This is a genomic window from Leclercia sp. 119287 (assembly GCF_009734485.1).
Classification (GTDB): domain Bacteria; phylum Pseudomonadota; class Gammaproteobacteria; order Enterobacterales; family Enterobacteriaceae; genus Enterobacter; species Enterobacter adecarboxylatus_C.
Map to the genome: position 1 here is coordinate 1,063,291 of NZ_CP046445.1, position 16,585 is coordinate 1,079,875.

At 56.8% G+C, this 16,585-nt stretch carries 20 protein-coding genes and 1 pseudogene; 16 read left to right on the top strand and 5 right to left on the bottom strand.

All coding sequences use genetic code 11. From position 1 onward, the window contains the following. Positions 1-14 precede the first annotated feature (14 nt). Positions 15-641, top strand: coding sequence for a helix-turn-helix domain-containing protein (locus tag GNG27_RS05180; RefSeq protein WP_142488384.1), 627 nt, complete (start codon positions 15-17; stop codon positions 639-641). On the opposite strand, the gene ampH is transcribed toward GNG27_RS05180, so the two are convergent. After that, positions 638-1,807 (bottom strand): D-alanyl-D-alanine-carboxypeptidase/endopeptidase AmpH, encoded by a 1,170-nt coding sequence (ampH, locus tag GNG27_RS05185; RefSeq protein WP_156263059.1) that lies wholly within the window; start codon positions 1,805-1,807, stop codon positions 638-640. The two genes, GNG27_RS05180 and ampH, sit on opposite strands and share 4 nt — an antisense overlap. 286 nt (positions 1,808-2,093) lie before the next feature. Here ampH and sbmA point away from each other — a divergent pair, with 286 nt between their 5' ends. Both sbmA and GNG27_RS05195 read left to right on the top strand, forming a co-directional pair. Then, positions 2,094-3,314: a peptide antibiotic transporter SbmA gene (gene sbmA / locus GNG27_RS05190; RefSeq protein ID WP_142488386.1), complete on the top strand. Its 1,221-nt coding sequence runs from the start codon at positions 2,094-2,096 to the stop codon at positions 3,312-3,314. A 14-nt stretch (positions 3,315-3,328) separates the two neighbouring features. Then, the gene (locus GNG27_RS05195) at positions 3,329-4,429 is read left to right on the top strand and encodes a DUF1615 domain-containing protein (protein WP_156263060.1); all 1,101 of its coding nucleotides are present in this window, start codon (positions 3,329-3,331) and stop codon (positions 4,427-4,429) included. Here GNG27_RS05195 and GNG27_RS05200 read toward each other — a convergent pair. Beyond that, positions 4,426-4,728 (bottom strand): DUF2755 family protein, encoded by a 303-nt coding sequence (locus GNG27_RS05200; protein WP_156263061.1) that lies wholly within the window; start codon positions 4,726-4,728, stop codon positions 4,426-4,428. The genes GNG27_RS05195 and GNG27_RS05200 overlap by 4 nt on opposite strands. A 247-nt stretch (positions 4,729-4,975) precedes the next feature. Here GNG27_RS05200 and GNG27_RS05205 point away from each other — a divergent pair, with 247 nt between their 5' ends. Beyond that, positions 4,976-5,194 carry a DUF2754 domain-containing protein gene (locus GNG27_RS05205; protein WP_142488388.1) on the top strand — a complete coding sequence of 73 codons (219 nt, stop codon included), beginning with the start codon at positions 4,976-4,978 and terminating at the stop codon, positions 5,192-5,194. Here the strand turns inward: GNG27_RS05205 and ddlA are convergent. Beyond that, complete coding sequence (gene ddlA / locus GNG27_RS05210) at positions 5,191-6,291, bottom strand: D-alanine--D-alanine ligase (RefSeq protein WP_156263062.1); 1,101 nt, start codon at positions 6,289-6,291, stop codon at positions 5,191-5,193. The two genes, GNG27_RS05205 and ddlA, sit on opposite strands and share 4 nt — an antisense overlap. A 106-nt stretch (positions 6,292-6,397) precedes the next feature. On the opposite strand from ddlA, the gene GNG27_RS05215 reads away from it, so the two are divergent. The 6 genes and pseudogenes from GNG27_RS05215 to adrA all read left to right on the top strand — a co-directional run bounded on the left by GNG27_RS05215 (position 6,398) and on the right by adrA (position 10,886). Next, the gene (locus tag GNG27_RS05215) at positions 6,398-7,117 is read left to right on the top strand and encodes an extensin family protein (protein ID WP_156263063.1); all 720 of its coding nucleotides are present in this window, start codon (positions 6,398-6,400) and stop codon (positions 7,115-7,117) included. Between the two features lie 133 nt (positions 7,118-7,250). Then, positions 7,251-8,474 carry a multidrug efflux MFS transporter gene (locus GNG27_RS05220; RefSeq protein ID WP_156263064.1) on the top strand — a complete coding sequence of 408 codons (1,224 nt, stop codon included), beginning with the start codon at positions 7,251-7,253 and terminating at the stop codon, positions 8,472-8,474. A 238-nt stretch (positions 8,475-8,712) separates the two neighbouring features. Beyond that, positions 8,713-8,973, top strand: coding sequence for an anti-adapter protein IraP (gene iraP, locus GNG27_RS05225; protein ID WP_156263065.1), 261 nt, complete (start codon positions 8,713-8,715; stop codon positions 8,971-8,973). A 99-nt stretch (positions 8,974-9,072) separates the two neighbouring features. Beyond that, a pseudogene (locus GNG27_RS23625) lies at positions 9,073-9,277 on the top strand (hypothetical protein); the annotation flags it as partial. Positions 9,278-9,359: 82 nt separating this feature from the next. Continuing rightward, positions 9,360-9,680, top strand: a complete 321-nt coding sequence (gene psiF / locus GNG27_RS05230; protein ID WP_142488393.1) for a phosphate starvation-inducible protein PsiF — start codon at positions 9,360-9,362, stop codon at positions 9,678-9,680. 90 nt (positions 9,681-9,770) lie between these two features. Beyond that, positions 9,771-10,886, top strand: a complete 1,116-nt coding sequence (adrA, locus tag GNG27_RS05235) for a diguanylate cyclase AdrA (protein WP_156263066.1) — start codon at positions 9,771-9,773, stop codon at positions 10,884-10,886. Between the two features lie 14 nt (positions 10,887-10,900). Here the strand turns inward: adrA and proC are convergent, their stop codons facing one another. Continuing rightward, positions 10,901-11,710, bottom strand: a complete 810-nt coding sequence (gene proC / locus GNG27_RS05240) for a pyrroline-5-carboxylate reductase (protein ID WP_142488395.1) — start codon at positions 11,708-11,710, stop codon at positions 10,901-10,903. 86 nt (positions 11,711-11,796) lie between these two features. Between proC and GNG27_RS05245 the strand changes: the two genes are divergently transcribed. The 5 genes from GNG27_RS05245 to ppnP all read left to right on the top strand — a co-directional run bounded on the left by GNG27_RS05245 (position 11,797) and on the right by ppnP (position 14,564). Continuing rightward, positions 11,797-12,255 carry a YaiI/YqxD family protein gene (locus GNG27_RS05245; RefSeq protein WP_156263067.1) on the top strand — a complete coding sequence of 153 codons (459 nt, stop codon included), beginning with the start codon at positions 11,797-11,799 and terminating at the stop codon, positions 12,253-12,255. Positions 12,256-12,528: 273 nt separating this feature from the next. Next, complete coding sequence (gene aroL / locus GNG27_RS05250) at positions 12,529-13,053, top strand: shikimate kinase AroL (RefSeq protein ID WP_156263068.1); 525 nt, start codon at positions 12,529-12,531, stop codon at positions 13,051-13,053. 45 nt (positions 13,054-13,098) lie between these two features. Beyond that, positions 13,099-13,290: a protein YaiA gene (yaiA, locus tag GNG27_RS05255; protein ID WP_142488398.1), complete on the top strand. Its 192-nt coding sequence runs from the start codon at positions 13,099-13,101 to the stop codon at positions 13,288-13,290. Positions 13,291-13,529: 239 nt separating this feature from the next. Next, entirely contained in the window at positions 13,530-14,207 is a 678-nt protein-coding gene (locus GNG27_RS05260; RefSeq protein WP_156263069.1) for an AroM family protein, read from the top strand. A gap of 72 nt (positions 14,208-14,279) precedes the next feature. Continuing rightward, entirely contained in the window at positions 14,280-14,564 is a 285-nt protein-coding gene (gene ppnP, locus GNG27_RS05265; RefSeq protein WP_106992107.1) for a pyrimidine/purine nucleoside phosphorylase, read from the top strand. 56 nt (positions 14,565-14,620) lie between these two features. Here ppnP and rdgC read toward each other — a convergent pair whose 3' ends face one another. Beyond that, a complete protein-coding gene (gene rdgC / locus GNG27_RS05270) occupies positions 14,621-15,532 on the bottom strand; it encodes a recombination-associated protein RdgC (RefSeq protein ID WP_156263070.1) in 912 nt (303 codons plus the stop codon). 124 nt (positions 15,533-15,656) lie between these two features. Between rdgC and mak the strand changes: the two genes are divergently transcribed. Then, positions 15,657-16,562 (top strand): fructokinase, encoded by a 906-nt coding sequence (gene mak, locus GNG27_RS05275; RefSeq protein ID WP_197090564.1) that lies wholly within the window; start codon positions 15,657-15,659, stop codon positions 16,560-16,562. Positions 16,563-16,585: the final 23 nt, after the last annotated feature.

Genomic DNA, 16,585 nt, shown 5'->3' on the forward strand with positions numbered 1-16,585 from the left:
GACTCGAGACCTGCATGAACCGGTATGCAAAACCCCTTTCTGAATTCTCCCGGCTCGAAAAGTGCCTCTCTGCGCACAGCACGCCGTTCAAACTGTCTGCCCAGCTTCCGGTGTTTGGCGAGCGCAACGAAGAAAATCACTGCGCGGTGGTGCTGCAGTCTGGATCGCTCAGCATTCACCGCCAGCAGGATGATTTACTGGTCGAGATTGTCGCCGCGCCCTACATCTTCGGGATTAACGCCGGCATGATGGGCTGTAGCACAGAGTACCTGCTGATATCACAATCGCCCTGTTCCGGGTTCTATCTCCCCGCCGCCAGCGCCCGCCATCTGATCCAGCAGGCCGGTTTATGGTCTGATGCGTTCTGCTGGCTCTCCTGGCACCACCGGGTGATGGAGATCCGCGATAAGCAGCTGGTGGGCAATAACTCGTACAGCCAGATCCGCGCCACGCTGCTGGATATGGCCCAGTGGGATGAAGCGTTACGTATGCGGGTGGGGGTGATGAGCTACATTCAGCGCCGCACGCGTATTTCTCGTTCGGTGGTGGCAGAGGTGCTGGCGGCGTTACGGCAGGGGAACTACATCACGATGGAGCGGGGCAAACTGGTTAGCGTCAACCGTTTGCCCGCTGAATATTAGTCCAGGGAAGCGGTGATCGCCTGCGGCTTGTTCTCGCTCAGCTCCACCACCAGCTGGTTGACGCCGTCGCTCATATTGACGAAACGCGTAAGCGGCGAGCGCGTCACCACCACAAATACCCCAACGTTAGACTGCGGGATCATCGCCATATAGGTGATGAATCCGCCGCCACCGCCGGTTTTCTGGATAATGCCCGGACGACCGTTTTTCGGCGCCAGATAGACCCAGCCGAGGCCCAGCGCGTCCGCGCGGCCTGGCACATCCATGCCAATCACTCGCGTTAACTGGCTGCGCTGATAGATCAGCGTCTGCATTCTGTCGGCCTGATTGCTGCGCGCGTAGAAATCAGAGGAGAGGAACTGCTGCATCCAGCGCATCATGTCGCCCGGGGTGGAGTAAACCCCGCCGCTGCCCACTGCCGCCAGAGTGTTGTTACACGGGCTGGCCCCTTTTTCCGCCACCATCAGGCGCTTGCACTGATCGGGGGAGGGGGTAAAGGTGGTGTCTTTCATTCCCAGCGGACGGGCGATTTGCTCGTCGAACAGCTGAGCGTAGGGTTTGCCCGCCGCGTTGCCCAGCGCATCGGCCAGCAGATCAAAGGCCAGGTTTGAGTAGGCGGCCTGCGAACCCGGTGATGATTTCAGGGTCGCCGTCGATAACCAGTTCCAGCGTTGATCCCGAGTCGGCCAGACAAATACCGGACGATGGGCGGCACCGCCGGGCTGTTCGCGCGGCAGGGCGCTGGTGTGGGTGGCAAGGTTGACGAGCGTAATGGGCGCGCCCTGATATGTCGGCACCCGGGCCCCCGGCGGGGCGTATTTGCTTAACGGATCGTTTAGCTTCACCACGCCCTGATCGAGCAGCTTCACCAGCATCTCACTGGTCATCAGTTTGGTCAGGGAGGCAATGCGTACCACCGAATCCAGCTGCGGGTGAACATTATTACCCGGACGTGTTTCGCCAAAGCTGCGGAATACGCGCTGGTTACCGTCAATCGCCACCAGGGCCATCCCCGTTGCGCCGCTGCCGTAAAAAATAAGATTCGCATAGCGATCGACCACATCCGAAGCGAAGGCCGGATCGGCAATCGGCTGGGCAGGGGCAGCCTGCACGCAGGTGAGGCTGGCCGCATACAGCGCGGCGGAGAGTAACAGACTACGTTTCAACGAAAGCATCCATGAAGTGAATGAGAAAAGTATGCGTATTTATACTACTAAACGGCGTATTGCAAAGGCCTGAACAGCATAACGATAGCGTGAAAAACGTAACCATGGGTAAATACAAACAATTTCGTTATTACCGATCTCATGTTTTGTGACATTGCGCTTATGATACCTGTCAGCTCATTTACTTTTCCGTGCAGGTGGCGGTTGACGGCGAACTAAAACCAGGCCGGCAGGTCTGATAATCCGTCGTCCACAGCAGTAGCGATAACTACAAGAAGGAAGCGTTATGTTTAAGTCGTTTTTCCCCAAACCGGGGCCCTTTTTCCTTTCGGCCTTTATTTGGGCCCTGATCGCTGTCATTTTCTGGCAGGCCGGTGGCGCTGACGGTTTTGCGCGTCTGGTCGGTGCCACAGGCGATGTGCCAATCAGCGCGGCGCGTTTCTGGTCGCCGGGCTATCTGCTCTTTTATGCTTATTACGCCTTCTGCATCGGGGCGTTTGCCCTGTTCTGGTTTATCTACTCGCCGCACCGCTGGCAGTACTGGTCGATTCTCGGTACCTCGCTGATTATCTTTGTCACCTGGTTTCTGGTGGAGGTCGGGGTAGCGGTCAACGCCTGGTATGCGCCGTTCTACGATCTGATCCAGACCGCGCTCAGCGCGCCGCACAAAGTCACTATTAACCAGTTTTATCATGAAGTCGGCGTGTTCCTCGGGATCGCGCTGATCGCCGTTGTTATTGGCGTGATGAATAATTTCTTTGTCAGCCACTACGTGTTCCGCTGGCGCACCGCGATGAACGAATACTATATGGCCCACTGGCAGCAGCTGCGCCATATCGAAGGTGCCGCCCAGCGTGTGCAGGAAGATACCATGCGCTTCGCATCCACCCTTGAAGATATGGGGGTCAGCTTTATCAACGCCATCATGACCCTGATCGCCTTCCTGCCGGTGCTGGTTACGCTGTCTGCCCACGTGCCGGAACTGCCAATTGTCGGCCATCTGCCGTACGGCCTGGTGATCGCCGCGATTGTCTGGTCGCTGATGGGGACGGGTCTGCTGGCGGCGGTGGGGATCAAACTGCCGGGGCTGGAGTTTAAAAACCAGCGCGTCGAAGCGGCCTACCGTAAAGAGCTGGTCTATGGCGAAGACGACGCCAGCCGCGCCTCGCCGCCGACGGTGCGCGAACTGTTCGGCGCGGTGCGTCGCAACTATTTCCGCCTCTATTTCCACTACATGTACTTCAACATCGCCCGCATCCTTTATCTGCAGGTGGATAACGTTTTCGGCTTGTTCCTGCTGTTCCCGTCGATTGTGGCCGGTACTATCACCCTGGGTCTTATGACGCAAATCACCAATGTGTTTGGTCAGGTACGGGGGTCGTTCCAGTATCTGATCAGCTCATGGACCACGCTGGTGGAGCTGATGTCCATCTATAAACGTTTACGCAGTTTTGAACGTGAGCTGGATGGTCAGGATCTACAGGAAGTGACCCATACATTGAGCTAATACAGGGAGTCGTTATGTCTTTTATCGTACCGCGTGCATTACCCTTTTCGCTGCTTGCCGCCCTGGTGTTAGCCGGGTGTGCTGAGAGGGAAGCTGCGCCACTGAAAAAGGGCGAAAAGCCCGTCGATGTGGCCAGCGTCGTGCGGCAAAAAATGCCCGCCACGGTGAAAGACCGGGACCAGTGGGCCTCGGCGCTGGCAAAAACCTTTGAGAGCCAGAAGATTGCCCCCACCGAGGAGAATATCTGCTCGGTGTTGGCGGTGGCGCAGCAGGAGTCGCTGTATCAGTCCGATCCGGCGGTGCCGGGGCTGAACAAAATCGCCTGGAAAGAGATCGATCGCCGGGCAGAAAAGCTGCACATCCCGGCGTTCCTGGTCCATACGGCGCTGAAAATCACCTCGCCGAACGGGAAAAGCTACAGCGAGCGGCTGGATACGGTGAAAACCGAGAAACAGCTGAGCGCCATCTTCGACGATATGATCGGTACGGTGCCGATGGGGCAGACCCTGTTTGGCTCCCTGAACCCGGTGCATACCGGTGGGCCAATGCAGGTCAGTATCGCCTTCGCGGAAAAGCATACCGACGGCTATCCGTGGAAAATCGAGAATACGGTGCGTCAGGAGGTCTTTTCCCTGCGCGGCGGCCTGTGGTTTGGCACCTACCATCTGCTGAACTATCCCGCCAGCTACGATGTGCCGCTCTACCGCTTTGCTGACTTCAACGCCGGCTGGTACGCCAGCCGCAATGCGGCATTCCAGAGTGCAGTCAGCCGCGCCAGCGGGGTGAAGCTGGCGCTGGACGGAGATCTGATCGTCTATGGCAGCAGCGAGGCAGGGAAGACGGAACTGGCGGTGCGTAAGCTTAAAAGCAAGCTGGATATGAGCGACAGTGAGATTCGCCAGCAGCTGGCGAAAGGCGACAGCCTGGCATTTGAGAAAACCGAACTCTATCAGCAGGTGTACAATCTGGCGGAGCAGAAGAGCGGAAAGAAACTCCCGAAAGCGATATTACCGGGGATCCAGCTTGAGAGCCCGAAAATCACCCGCAATCTGACTACCGCCTGGTTTGCCCAGCGCGTTGACGATCGCCGGGCGAAGTGTATGGCGCTGAATTAGCGGTAGCGGCGCCAGCGCACGATCAGGGCAACGGCGCCCAACACTACCAGCCCCACAAGGAACGGGATCAGCCCGAATACGGTCCCGACGCCCAGCCCAATCTCCACGCGCGGGCGACCGGAGTCTTCGACCTGCATCAGGTGCTCATACACGCCGGGAGCATGCACAAGGATATTCAGCAGCTGTGAGCCTGCCCAGAAGCAGAACAACACAAACAGAGCGTATGCGATATTTCCTGCCGTGGAGGTCTTAGGTTGTCTGGTGCTGAAAATCGGCTTCGACATAGTAAAGTCTGCCATAACTACCTCCGGAATGTTCTGCCTGGCTATATGCCTGTTGTACACGCTGAGTTTGACAGCTCATGGCGGATGTCAATATCGGAATGATGGTAATTTGGCCTGGAGAATTCTCCTGGATGTGCGATTTTTGCCGCGCATCACAGATTTTTTACTTAAGTGAAATTCACTCTCATTTCAGATTTTCCGCATACGCCGCAGACCTGACGACAAAACTGTGCGAGGATAGATTTTTTCTTCTGGAGCGACCATGAAACTGCCTGCCAAAATCCGCCGTGACTGGCACTTCTACGCCTTTGCTATTGGGCTGATTTTTATTCTGAACGGGGTGGTGGGGCTGCTGGGCTTCGAAGCGAAGGGCTGGCAAACCTATGCGGTAGGGCTGGTGACCTGGGTTATCAGTTTCTGGCTGGCAGGGTTTATCATTCGCCGTCGCCCGGAAGAGACGACGGCGAACGACGCGGATTAACCGTTAACGGAAATCTGTAGCGCGCTGTCAGCGGCATGTCGCTCCAGCGCCAGTTCAATCAGGCGGGTAATCAGATCCGGGTAGCTGAGGCCGCTGGCCTGCCACAGTTTCGGGTACATGCTGATGTTGGTGAAGCCTGGCAGCGTGTTGATTTCATTGATCACAACGCGATTATCCGATGTTAAGAAGACATCGACACGCGCCATGCCGCGACAGCCCAGCGCCTGATACGCCTCGATGGCAATGGCGCGGATCGCGTCGTTCACCTCTGGATCCAGCGCGGCGGGCACCACCACCTGCGCGCCCTGGTCGTCGATGTATTTGGTGTCGTAAGAGTAGAACTCGCTGTTCAGCACCACTTCACCACAGGTGCTGGCCTGCGGGAAATCATTCCCCAGCACCGCGCACTCAATCTCACGGCCTTTGATTCCCTGTTCAACCACCACTTTGTGATCGAAGGTAAAGGCCAGACGCACCGCGTCGCTGAACTGCGCTTCGCTGTTCACTTTGCTGACGCCGACGGAGGAGCCCTGGTTCGCCGGTTTGACGAACAGCGGCAGGCCAAAGCGGGCGCGGAGATCGGCAAAGGTATGCTGGTCGCGGTTGGCGCGGGTCAGGGTGACAAAGGGGGCCACGTTCAGCCCGGCATCGCGCAGCAGGCGCTTGGTGACGTCCTTATCCATGCAGGCGGCGGAACCGAGCACGTCGGAGCCGACGAACGGCAGGTTAGCCATCCGCAACATCCCCTGCAGGGAGCCGTCTTCGCCCAGCGTGCCGTGGACAATCGGGAAAATGACGTCGATCTGTGACAGTGTCTGCCCGGTACTGGCATTGATCAGCTGGCCCTGCATCACGCCTGGCACAGTGGCAACGCTAATCTCAGACGGGTTCAGCGCGATGTGCGCCGGATCGTCAGCGTTGAGCAGATAGCCCTGCTCGTCGTTAATGTGCCATTGACCCTGTTTATCAATGCCTAACAGCACGACCTCAAAGCGGCTCTTATCAATCGCGTTAACGATATTTTTGGCCGATTGCAGCGACACTTCGTGCTCGGCTGATTTTCCCCCAAAGACAATACCTACCCGCAACTTCGCCATCACTTCGCTCATCCACTCTGACTCAAAACGCTTACCCTATCACGATGCCCGGCGGAATTCGCCGCCTTCTGCCATAATGTTTTGGCACATTGTTTCAGGAGGGTGAGTGAAAGGGAAAAGCCTGATTATCTGTCTTGCTGTCATTGCTGCGGCCATCGCAAGCTACCGCTGGCTGCCGTCGTATTACAACCCCTTTGCCCCGCTATCTCTCGACGATCCTCCCGGGACCCTGACCCAGTTTAAGCTCAGGCGCCTGTCCCCTGAGCATTGTGAAATACTGCTGGCGCAGGCCAATGCGCGCCAGCTGATCCGCACCCAGACGGTGGCCGACAGCACGGGAGAGTGTCCGCTGAGCGACGTGGTGCGCGTGCGTAGCTTTGGCAGCGTCAGCCTCAGCAGCAGCTTTCTCGCCAGCTGCCCGCTGGCGCTCAGCTCGGCGCTGTTCGTCAACCAGCAGGCCCGGCCCCTTACCCAAACCATGATGGGCAGCAGCCTGTCGCGCATTGACCATCTTGGAAGCTTTGCCTGTCGGAACATCTATCATCGTCCGAATGCCCGGCGCAGCGAGCATGCCAGCGCCGAGGCGCTGGATATCAGCGGCTTTACGCTGGAGAACGGGCAGCGGATCTCGGTCCTGCGCGGCTGGCAAAACGCCACCACCCAGCCATGGCTGCGGGCGCTGCTGGGGGCCAGCTGCGGCTACTTCGGCAATGCCCTCGGCCCGGATTACAATGCCGCCCACGCCAACCATTTTCATCTGGGTATGCGCGGTTTTGGCTACTGCCCGCAAAGTATAAATCACCAGACAAAAGGCAAAAATATGTGACATGTTTCACAGATATGATGACTGGGAAGATAAAACACCGAAGTCGCGGCAGGCGCATCTCTGATAACTTTCGGCGCAGCCTGAGTTGGTAATCTGATAGCGAATTCATGCAAAACGAAGACAGTATCCGCCTATGGAATCGTGGAAAGTTAACCTCATTTCGGTCTGGTTCGGTTGTTTTTTCACCGGCCTTGCCATCAGCCAGATTTTACCCTTTTTGCCGCTGTACGTGTCCCAGCTTGGCGTCTCGTCCCACGAGGCGCTGTCGATGTGGTCGGGCCTGACTTTCAGCGTCACGTTTCTGGTCTCGGCCATTGTCTCGCCAATGTGGGGCAGCCTGGCCGACCGCAAAGGGCGCAAGCTGATGCTGCTGCGCGCCTCGCTGGGAATGGCGATTGCGATCCTGCTCCAGGCTTTTGCCACTAACGTCTGGCAGCTGTTCCTGCTGCGTGCGCTGATGGGGCTGACCTCCGGCTATATCCCGAATGCCATGGCGCTGGTGGCCTCACAGGTGCCCCGGGAGCGCAGCGGCTGGGCCATCAGTACCCTGTCGACGGCGCAGATCAGCGGCGTGATCGGCGGCCCGCTGATGGGGGGCTTTCTGGCTGACCACGTGGGGCTGCGCGCGGTGTTCCTCATCACCGCGGTCCTGCTGGTGATCAGCTTTCTGGTGACGTTGTTTCTGATTAAAGAGGGGGCTCGCCCGACGACGAGCAAGGCGGAGCGGCTGAGCGGTAAGGCGGTGTTTGCCTCGCTACCCTACCCATGGCTGATGATCAGCCTGTTTATCACCACTATGGTGATCCAGCTCTGTAACGGTTCGGTGGGGCCGATCCTCGCACTGTTTATTCAGTCGATGGCGCCCGACAGCAATAATATCGCCTTCCTCAGCGGAATGATTGCCGCCGTGCCGGGCATCTCCGCGCTGATGTCTGCCCCGCGTCTGGGCAAGCTGGGGGATCGCATCGGCACCGGTCACATTCTGATGGCGACGCTTATCGTGGCGGTGGTGCTCTTTTTTGCCATGTCCTTTGTCACCACCCCCTTCCAGCTTGGGGTGCTGCGCTTCCTGCTGGGCTTTGCCGATGGTGCCATGCTGCCTGCCGTACAGACGCTGCTGATTAAATACTCCAGCGATCGGGTGACCGGGCGGATCTTCGGTTATAACCAGTCATTTATGTATCTGGGGAACGTCGCCGGTCCGCTGATGGGGGCGGCAGTCTCGGCGATGGCCGGTTTCCGCTGGGTTTTTGCCGCCACCGCGGTGGTGGTCTTATTGAATATAATCCAGCTGGCATGGGCCATGCGGCGGCGACGCCGGCAGGAAGCCAGCATTCGGGGGAATAAGCGGTTGTAGCCTTGCTGTATAATATATTTAAGCAGGGCTGTCATTATCTTTTATTTGAAATGGCGGTTCTACTTTTATTTTGCACTGCCTCGACGCTTTAATTTAATTTAAAGTGCCTCTTTCCCGGCTGCCCGGCAGATTAATTTATCAGGAGTGTGTTGTCCGGCTAAAAATAGTACTTTTAACTACTTTGCAAGCCTCAGGCATAATGATAACGTCGGAAAAAATCTCATAAGGAAATAGCGCTGTGAAAAATCTCATTGCTGAGTTGTTGCTGAAGCTTGCACAAAAGGAAGAAGAGTCAAAAGAGCTGGTGGCCCAGGTCGAAGCGTTAGAAATTGTGGTAACCGCGCTGTTACGACAGATGGCGCAAAGTGAGCAGCAGGCGCTGATTGATAGCGTGGAAGGCGCGCTGGATGAGGCCCGACCAGACACACAGGTCTCTGAGCAGGACAGGGAAATGCTGCAGCAATACGTAAAAAAGCTGTTACGGCACCCGCGCAACTGAACGGTCATCTGACGTAATTTCATGTCATAGAACCGTCACATCGGTTGCCTATAGTCGCTCTGTTTTATTTTTTTATGTATTTCTACATGGAAAAAATAAGTGAAACAGAGCGCACTTTATATTGCATTACTGTCCCTGTTATTTACCCCCACAATTTATGCTGAAACTGTGGCATCGACCAGGGTTCTGGATAATCGTACCGCTCAGGGTGATATCACCCAGCCTGCCCCTGACAGGGCAATATATCCACTATGTGCCTGATAAAAAATCCGGCAAGCCAGATGGCGTCACCGACTCCACTGCCCGGCACGAAAAAACACCTAACGGGTGGTTTTTTCAGCAGCACGAACCAGACTTACTGTGATCATCCACAGAAGGAAAGTGCTATGAAAATCACACTGCTGGTTACGCTGCTCTTTGGTCTGTTTTCTCTTACCCCGGTGGGGGCCCAGGATAAACAGCAAACCCCGCAGCAGCAACGTATGACCACCTGCAATCAACAGGCCACCGCCCAGGCGCTGAAGGGCGATTCCCGTAAGACCTATATGAGCGACTGCCTGAAAAACGCCTCCTCTAAACCCGGCGAAAAAAGCCTGACGCCGCAGCAACAAAGGATGCGCGAATGCAACAGTCAGGCGACCCAACAATCCCTTAAAGGCGACGATCGAAATAAGTTTATGAGTGCCTGTCTGAAGAAAAACGGCTAGTTCAAACGGGTGAGCGAGCCCGGTGGCTCACCCGAAATATCATACTTAGCCTTGAGTAAGCCTTTCTATAATTTGGGAAAATGCTTTTGAGTGTTCCCAAAAATTATGAATGATGAAAACTTTTACAGCAAAGTCTATGCACGGGAAGGAATGAGTCAGGCGCATTCAGCGGATGAGTATCACCGTGCGGGTATCCGACTGGCTCGCCGGCTGCGTTGGCCGCGAGCGGTGGGGCTGGGCATTCTCTTCTTACCGATTGCCAGCGTGCTGGTCGCGCAGCCGGTCAACGGTGTCTGGTGGCTGCTGCTGGTTGGCTGGGCGTTTGTCTGGCCCCATCTGGCCTGGCAATTAGCAGCGCGTTCTACCGATCCCTATAACGGCGAGATGTTTAACCTCAAAGTCGACGCCATTGTGGCCGGGGTCTGGATTGGGGTGATGGGAATTAATGCCATGCCAAGCGCGGCGCTGGTCATGATGATAAGCATGAACCTTATTGGCGTGGGCGGGATCCGGCTGTACGGCCCCGGGGTGATGATGACCGCACTGGCGGCGCTGGTCTCCCTGCAGCTCACGCGCGTGACGCCGGACTACGTCAGCACGCCGCTGGAACTCTGGCTCGCGCTGCCGGTGATCGTCTTTTACCCGATGCTGTTTGCCTGGGTGAGTTTCCATACGACGAGTCGTCTGGTGGAACATAAGCGCCGGCTTGAGCTGATGAGTACTCTTGATGGTATGACGGGGGTGTTTAATCGTCGCCACTGGGAAGTTTTGCTGCGCACGGAATATGAAAACTGCCGCCGATACCACCGTAGCGCCACGCTCCTGCTGATCGATATCGATCACTTCAAGAGCATTAACGATACCTGGGGCCACGACGTTGGCGATCAGGCGATTGTCGCCGTCACCCGGCAGCTACAGCTCACGCTACGCGCCAGCGATATGATTGGCCGCTTTGGCGGTGATGAGTTTGCGGTGATCATGAGCGGCACGCAGGCGGAAAGCGCCATTGCGGCAATGTCGCGGGTACACGAACGGCTGGCAGATTTACATCTGCCGGGATCGCCTCAGGTAAAGATATCCATCAGCGTCGGCGTAGCGCCGCTCACGACGTCGATGGTGCATTATCAGGAGTGGCTTAAAGCGGCGGATATCGCGCTCTACAAAGCGAAAAATGCCGGACGTAACCGCACCGAAGTGGCGGCCTGACGTCCGGCAGTCGGTCAGGACTTACTCAGCAGCTCTGATTTTTCCATGCACTTATTCATGGCTTCAATGACGGCGGCACGGAAGCCGCGCTCCTCCAGCACCCGCACTGCTTCAATAGTGGTGCCGCCCGGGGAGCAGACCATATCTTTCAGCTCGCCCGGATGTTTACCGGTTTCGAGCACCATTTTGGCTGAGCCCATCACCGCCTGCGCGGCAAATTTATAGGCCTGCGCGCGCGGCATCCCGCCGAGAACGGCCGCATCGGCCATCGCTTCGATAAACATAAATACGTAGGCGGGCGCCGATCCGCTGACCCCGACCACCGGGTGGATCATCGCCTCGGCAATCACCTCGGCTTCCCCGAAACAGCGGAAAATGTTGATCACATCGGCCACCTCTTCGGCGGTCACCAGCGCGTTAGGGGTGATGGAGGTCATGCCAGCATTGACCAGCGACGGCGTGTTAGGCATGGCGCGAACGATTTTACGGTCATGGCCCAGCGCGCGCGCCAGCTGATCGAGGGTGACGCCTGCGGCGATGGAAACCACCAGCGTCTCTTTATTCAGGCTGGAGGTGATATCGCTCAGGACTTTCACCATCATGTTCGGCTTCACTGCCCCGAAGACGATATCGGCTACCTGCGCCACTTCCTGAGCGCTTTGCGCGGCGTTGATCCCGTACTGGTCGTGCAGGGCGGCGACTTTGTCCGGCGAGGGGGTATAGACCCAAATCTGGCCAGGCAGGACCTGACCGCTGGCAATCAGACCGCCGAGAATGGCTTTGCCCATATTACCGCAGCCGATAAAACCGATTTTCTTCTCCATCACGTCTCCCTCTTAAACTTTGTTATGATTGTGGAACTTTAGCCTATCAGGTTTTATTACGCAGCATTATATGCCGGAGAGTGAAGATGGCGATTTGGGTGGATGCCGATGCGTGTCCGAATGTCATTAAAGAGATCCTGTTTCGTGCCGCCGAGCGCGTCCAGATGCCGATGACGCTGGTGGCGAATCAGAACCTGCGGGTACCGCCGTCCCGCTTTATTCGCACCCTGCGGGTACCGGCCGGTTTTGACGTGGCCGATAACGAAATCGTGCGTCTGTGCAGCGCCGACGACCTGGTGATCACCGCCGATATCCCGCTGGCGGCAGAAGTGCTGGAGAAAGGGGCGGCGGCGCTGAACCCGCGCGGGGAACGTTACTCCCCGGCCACCATTCGCGAAAAGCTGACGATGCGCGATTTTATGGATACCCTGCGTGCCAGCGGGGTGCAGACCGGCGGGCCGGACAGTTTATCCCCGCGCGACAGGCAGCTGTTTGCGGCCGAACTCGATAAATGGCTGCTGGAAGTGAAGCGCCGCCAGGGTTAATCATCACCATGACATATGATTTGACCAGGATTACCCCGTTCCGGGGTTGTCAACGGCGGGTGGCTTCAGGTAAGGTGAGCGCACCATTCAGTGCCATTATTTCTTTACAGAATCCCCCTTTGTATATCCGGGGTTGACTGGAATGTCATTTTAATACCACATCTGGTGTAATAATATTTTTACGATTAACTTATGTACTAGTTTAATGGTATCATTGCACGCTTTTCGACTTTACCTACCGCATGTGCGCGGCCTCAAAGGGAACTCCTGGTTATGACCCAGCCTATTTTTTTAATTGGCCCCCGCGGCTGTGGAAAAACAACCGTTGGTCTGGAACTGGCTCGTCTGTGCCAGAGCGAATTTGTCGACACCGATCACTGGTTGCAGACCCACGCCGGTCAAAGCATTGCCGAGATCGTTGAGCAGGAAGGGTGGGAGAGTTTCCGCGCCCGCGAGACGGCAACCCTCGAGGCGGTGACGGCGGGTTCCGGCATTATTGCTACCGGCGGCGGCATTATTCTGTCGGCATGGAACCGTCAGTTTATGCGCGAAAAGGGTACTGTGATTTACCTTAGCGCGCCGGTGCCGGTGCTGGTCGAACGCCTTGAAGCCTTCCCGGAAGAGGGCCAGCGCCCGACCCTGACCGGCAAGCCCATCAGCGAAGAGGTGAGTGCGGTGCTGGCAGAGCGCGACGCCCTCTATCGCGAAGCCGCTCACCACGTCGTCGATGCTTCGCTGCCACCGGCCCAGGTGGTACAAAATATCGTAACCGCACTGCATCTGGCATGCGCCAGCTAACTGATGTCTATACTGATAGTTCAGCCATTAAAAAAAGGATGAACTATGCCAACCAGACCTCCCTATCCGCGTGAAGCCCGTATCGTTGCCGTTGAAAAAGGCGCGACGGGCCAGACTGTCACCTGGTATCAGCTGCGTGCTGACCACCCAAAACCCGATTCGCTGATCAGCGAGCACGAAACGGAGCTCGAAGCGCAGGATGCCAAAGTGCGTTACGAAGACCCGGATAAGGCCTGATCAAAATCTGAAAGCGGAAAAAACCGAACGCTAATCACACTATTTAAAAAGCGATAGCCTTAAACGGAGGGTAATGTACAGGTTTTACAGACACATCCTGTCAGGCTCGCGGATCTTTACATTCCGGTACGTTAATCTGCTGCTACGCTTTTCAGCACTTTTTCCTGAACAGCGCACTGTACAGCGAAGCGAGCCTGTCTCTGTGTCACGGTCGGTGGTAGTAAAGAAAGGCGAGAATGATGAAAGCGACGTTGGCGATCCTCACCATTGGGGTAGTCCCGGTAAGCGAAGTGCTCCCGCTCTTAACGGAGCATATCTCTGAACAACAGATCACGCACCACAGTCTGCTCGGTACGCTGAGCAGGGAAGAGGTCATGGAAGACTACGCCCCTGAACCGGGTGAGGCGCTGCTGCCAACCCTGCTCAGCGACGGCGAGCTGGGCAACGTTTCGCTGCCAAAGATCGAACGCGCCCTGCAGAGCGTGATTGAAGTCCTCGATAACCGGGACTATGAGGTGATCCTGTTGATGAGCACGGCGCCTGTCACCGGTCTCGTTGCCCGTAATGCGATCCTGCTTGAGCCGATGCGGATCATCCCGCCGCTGGTGGGATCGATTGTCGACAGCCATCAGGTGGGGGTGATCGTGCCGATCCCCGAACTGCTGGAAAACCAGTCGCATAAGTGGCGTGGGCTGGTGAATACCCCACTGCTCGCCGTGGCCAATCCATTCTGGGACAGCGAAACAAAACTGATCGCCGCCGGGCGCGATCTGCTGGAGCGCGGCGCGGACGTGCTGATGCTCGATTGCCTCGGTTTCCATCAACGTCACCGCGATTTACTGCAAAAAAACCTGGATGTGCCGGTGCTGCTGTCAAACGTGCTGGTCGCCCGGCTGGCCTCGGAATTGCTGGTCTGATGATTTTGCGTGACAGGCATGGAGCGTCACCCCTATATTGGATTCACATCCAATGACAATAAGGACCAGTCCATGCTTCAGAGTAATGAATACTTTTCCGGTAAAGTGAAGTCCATTGGTTTTACCAGCAGCATTACTGGCCGTGCCAGTGTTGGCGTGATGGCGGAAGGGGAGTATGCCTTCGGTACCGCGCAGCCTGAAGAGATGACCGTGGTCAGCGGTTCACTGAAAGTGTTATTGCCGGGGGAAACCGAGTGGAAGGTCTATAACCCGGGCGATGTTTTCAACGTGCCAGGCCACAGTGAATTCCATCTGCAGGTGGCTGAGCCTGCGTCCTATCTGTGTCGTTATCTGTAAAAAAAGAGCCGGGTTAACCCGGCTCCTGTTTCTGGCATAAAGCCTGGCATGAAGCATTAACGCTGTGCTTCGCCGCCTAGCCCTTCCACCACGCTCTGAATCAACGCCGCCAGTTCACCCGTCATCAGAATGAAATCAGCATCAAAACGCTGGGCATAGTCGTCCCGGTCGATATCGTCGTTCTGATCGCGCAGCTCATCAGAGAACTTCAGGCGCTTGATGGAGCCATCGTCACACATCATGAACTGAATACGCTGCTGCCAGTCGAGTGCCAGCTTGGTCACCAGCTTGCCGGCTTCGATATGCACCGCGATCTCGTCGCTGACCAGCTCCTGCTTCTTGGCGCGGATCACGCCGCCGTCTTCAAGGATCGCTTTCAGCTCGGCTTCGTCCAGCAGCTGGAAACCCTGAGGGACGTTGTTGGCCCGCACCCACTCGGTGAGGGTCAGCTCGATCGGGTTTTCCATCGTCAGCGGCACCACCGGCAGCGAACCGAGGCTTTTACGCAGCAATGCCAGCGTATCTTCCGCTTTTTTGGCGCTGGCGCAGTCGACCATAATCAGGCCGTTAACCGTGTCGATCCACATCATTGTCTGGCTGAAGCGGCTAAAGGCACGCGGCAGCAACGAATGCAGAACTTCATCTTTCAGCGAATCTTTTTCCGTTTTTTTCAGCTTACGGCCCTGTTCGGCTTCCAGCTTGAAAATTTTGGCTTCCAGCGCCTGTTTCACTACTGGCGTCGGCAGGATCTTCTCTTCCTTACGCGCGCAGATAATGATTTGACCATTGGTGGTGTGGGTCAGCGCATCGCTCTGTGATCCCATAGGCGGAACCCATCCGGTTTTCGCCATGTCCTGGCTGCCACACGGGGTAAATGCGTAAAGGTCTAACTGTTTTTCCATCTCGTCGGCGCGCAGCTCGATGTCGCGGCTGAGACGGTAAACCATCAAATTTTTGAACCACAGCATGATAATTTCCACGGTCTTGTCGTTTAATTCAGCGGGCATGATAGCGAATTGTCGCATCGCTTGCATTGCTAATCGGGTAGCAGGCTTCTACTCTGTTGATAATCAAAAAAATGAGGAACGTCCTGTGCGAATTGGTATTGATCTCGGCGGCACCAAAACAGAAGTCATTGCCCTGGGCGAGCAGGGGGAACAGCTGTTCCGCCATCGCCTGCCGACCCCGCGCGATGATTACCGGCAGACCATTGAAACCATTGCTAGCCTGGTGGAGAAGGCCGAAAAGGCCACCGGCCAGACGGGCACGGTGGGCATGGGCATTCCAGGTTCGATTTCGCCCTATACCGGGGTGGTGAAAAATGCTAACTCCACCTGGCTTAACGGCCAGCCCTTCGACCGCGATTTAAGCCAGCGCCTGAACCGGGAAGTGCGGCTGGCGAACGACGCCAACTGCCTGGCAGTATCGGAGGCGATCGACGGCGCGGCAGCGGGGGCGCAGACGGTATTCGCGGTAATCATCGGCACCGGCTGTGGGGCAGGCGTGGCCTTTGGTGGCCGGGCCCATATCGGCGGCAACGGCACCGCAGGCGAGTGGGGACATAACCCGCTGCCGTGGATGGATGAGGACGAGCTGAAGTACCGCGCCGAAGTGCCGTGCTACTGCGGAAAACAGGGCTGTATCGAAACCTTTATTTCCGGCACCGGTTTCGCCACCGATTATCGTCGTCTGAGCGGACATCCGCTGAAAGGCAATGAGATCATGTGTCTGGTGGAAGAGCAGGACGCCGTTGCGGAGCTGGCCTTCAGCCGCTACGAAATGCGGCTGGCTAAATCGCTGGCGCACGTAGTGAATATTCTCGATCCGGACGTGATCGTGCTGGGCGGCGGGATGAGCAACGTGGATCGCCTCTATACCACCGTACCGCAGCTGGTGAAGCAGTGGGTGTTTGGCGGCGAATGCGAAACGCCGATCCGCAAAGCGGTACACGGCGACTCCAGCGGCGTGCGCGGCGCCGCCTGGTTATGGCCACACTGATCGTGCGAATGCCGGGCGGCGCT

Coding starts and splice junctions, on each gene's coding strand:
- GNG27_RS05180 (WP_142488384.1), top strand. CDS start 15: ATGAACCGGTATGCAAAACCCCTTTCTGAATTCTCCCGGCTCGAAAAG.
- sbmA (WP_142488386.1), top strand. CDS start 2,094: ATGTTTAAGTCGTTTTTCCCCAAACCGGGGCCCTTTTTCCTTTCGGCC.
- GNG27_RS05195 (WP_156263060.1), top strand. CDS start 3,329: ATGTCTTTTATCGTACCGCGTGCATTACCCTTTTCGCTGCTTGCCGCC.
- GNG27_RS05200 (WP_156263061.1), bottom strand. CDS start 4,728: ATGGCAGACTTTACTATGTCGAAGCCGATTTTCAGCACCAGACAACCT.
- GNG27_RS05205 (WP_142488388.1), top strand. CDS start 4,976: ATGAAACTGCCTGCCAAAATCCGCCGTGACTGGCACTTCTACGCCTTT.
- ddlA (WP_156263062.1), bottom strand. CDS start 6,291: ATGGCGAAGTTGCGGGTAGGTATTGTCTTTGGGGGAAAATCAGCCGAG.
- GNG27_RS05220 (WP_156263064.1), top strand. CDS start 7,251: ATGGAATCGTGGAAAGTTAACCTCATTTCGGTCTGGTTCGGTTGTTTT.
- psiF (WP_142488393.1), top strand. CDS start 9,360: ATGAAAATCACACTGCTGGTTACGCTGCTCTTTGGTCTGTTTTCTCTT.
- proC (WP_142488395.1), bottom strand. CDS start 11,710: ATGGAGAAGAAAATCGGTTTTATCGGCTGCGGTAATATGGGCAAAGCC.
- GNG27_RS05245 (WP_156263067.1), top strand. CDS start 11,797: ATGGCGATTTGGGTGGATGCCGATGCGTGTCCGAATGTCATTAAAGAG.
- aroL (WP_156263068.1), top strand. CDS start 12,529: ATGACCCAGCCTATTTTTTTAATTGGCCCCCGCGGCTGTGGAAAAACA.
- yaiA (WP_142488398.1), top strand. CDS start 13,099: ATGCCAACCAGACCTCCCTATCCGCGTGAAGCCCGTATCGTTGCCGTT.
- GNG27_RS05260 (WP_156263069.1), top strand. CDS start 13,530: ATGAAAGCGACGTTGGCGATCCTCACCATTGGGGTAGTCCCGGTAAGC.
- ppnP (WP_106992107.1), top strand. CDS start 14,280: ATGCTTCAGAGTAATGAATACTTTTCCGGTAAAGTGAAGTCCATTGGT.
- rdgC (WP_156263070.1), bottom strand. CDS start 15,532: ATGCTGTGGTTCAAAAATTTGATGGTTTACCGTCTCAGCCGCGACATC.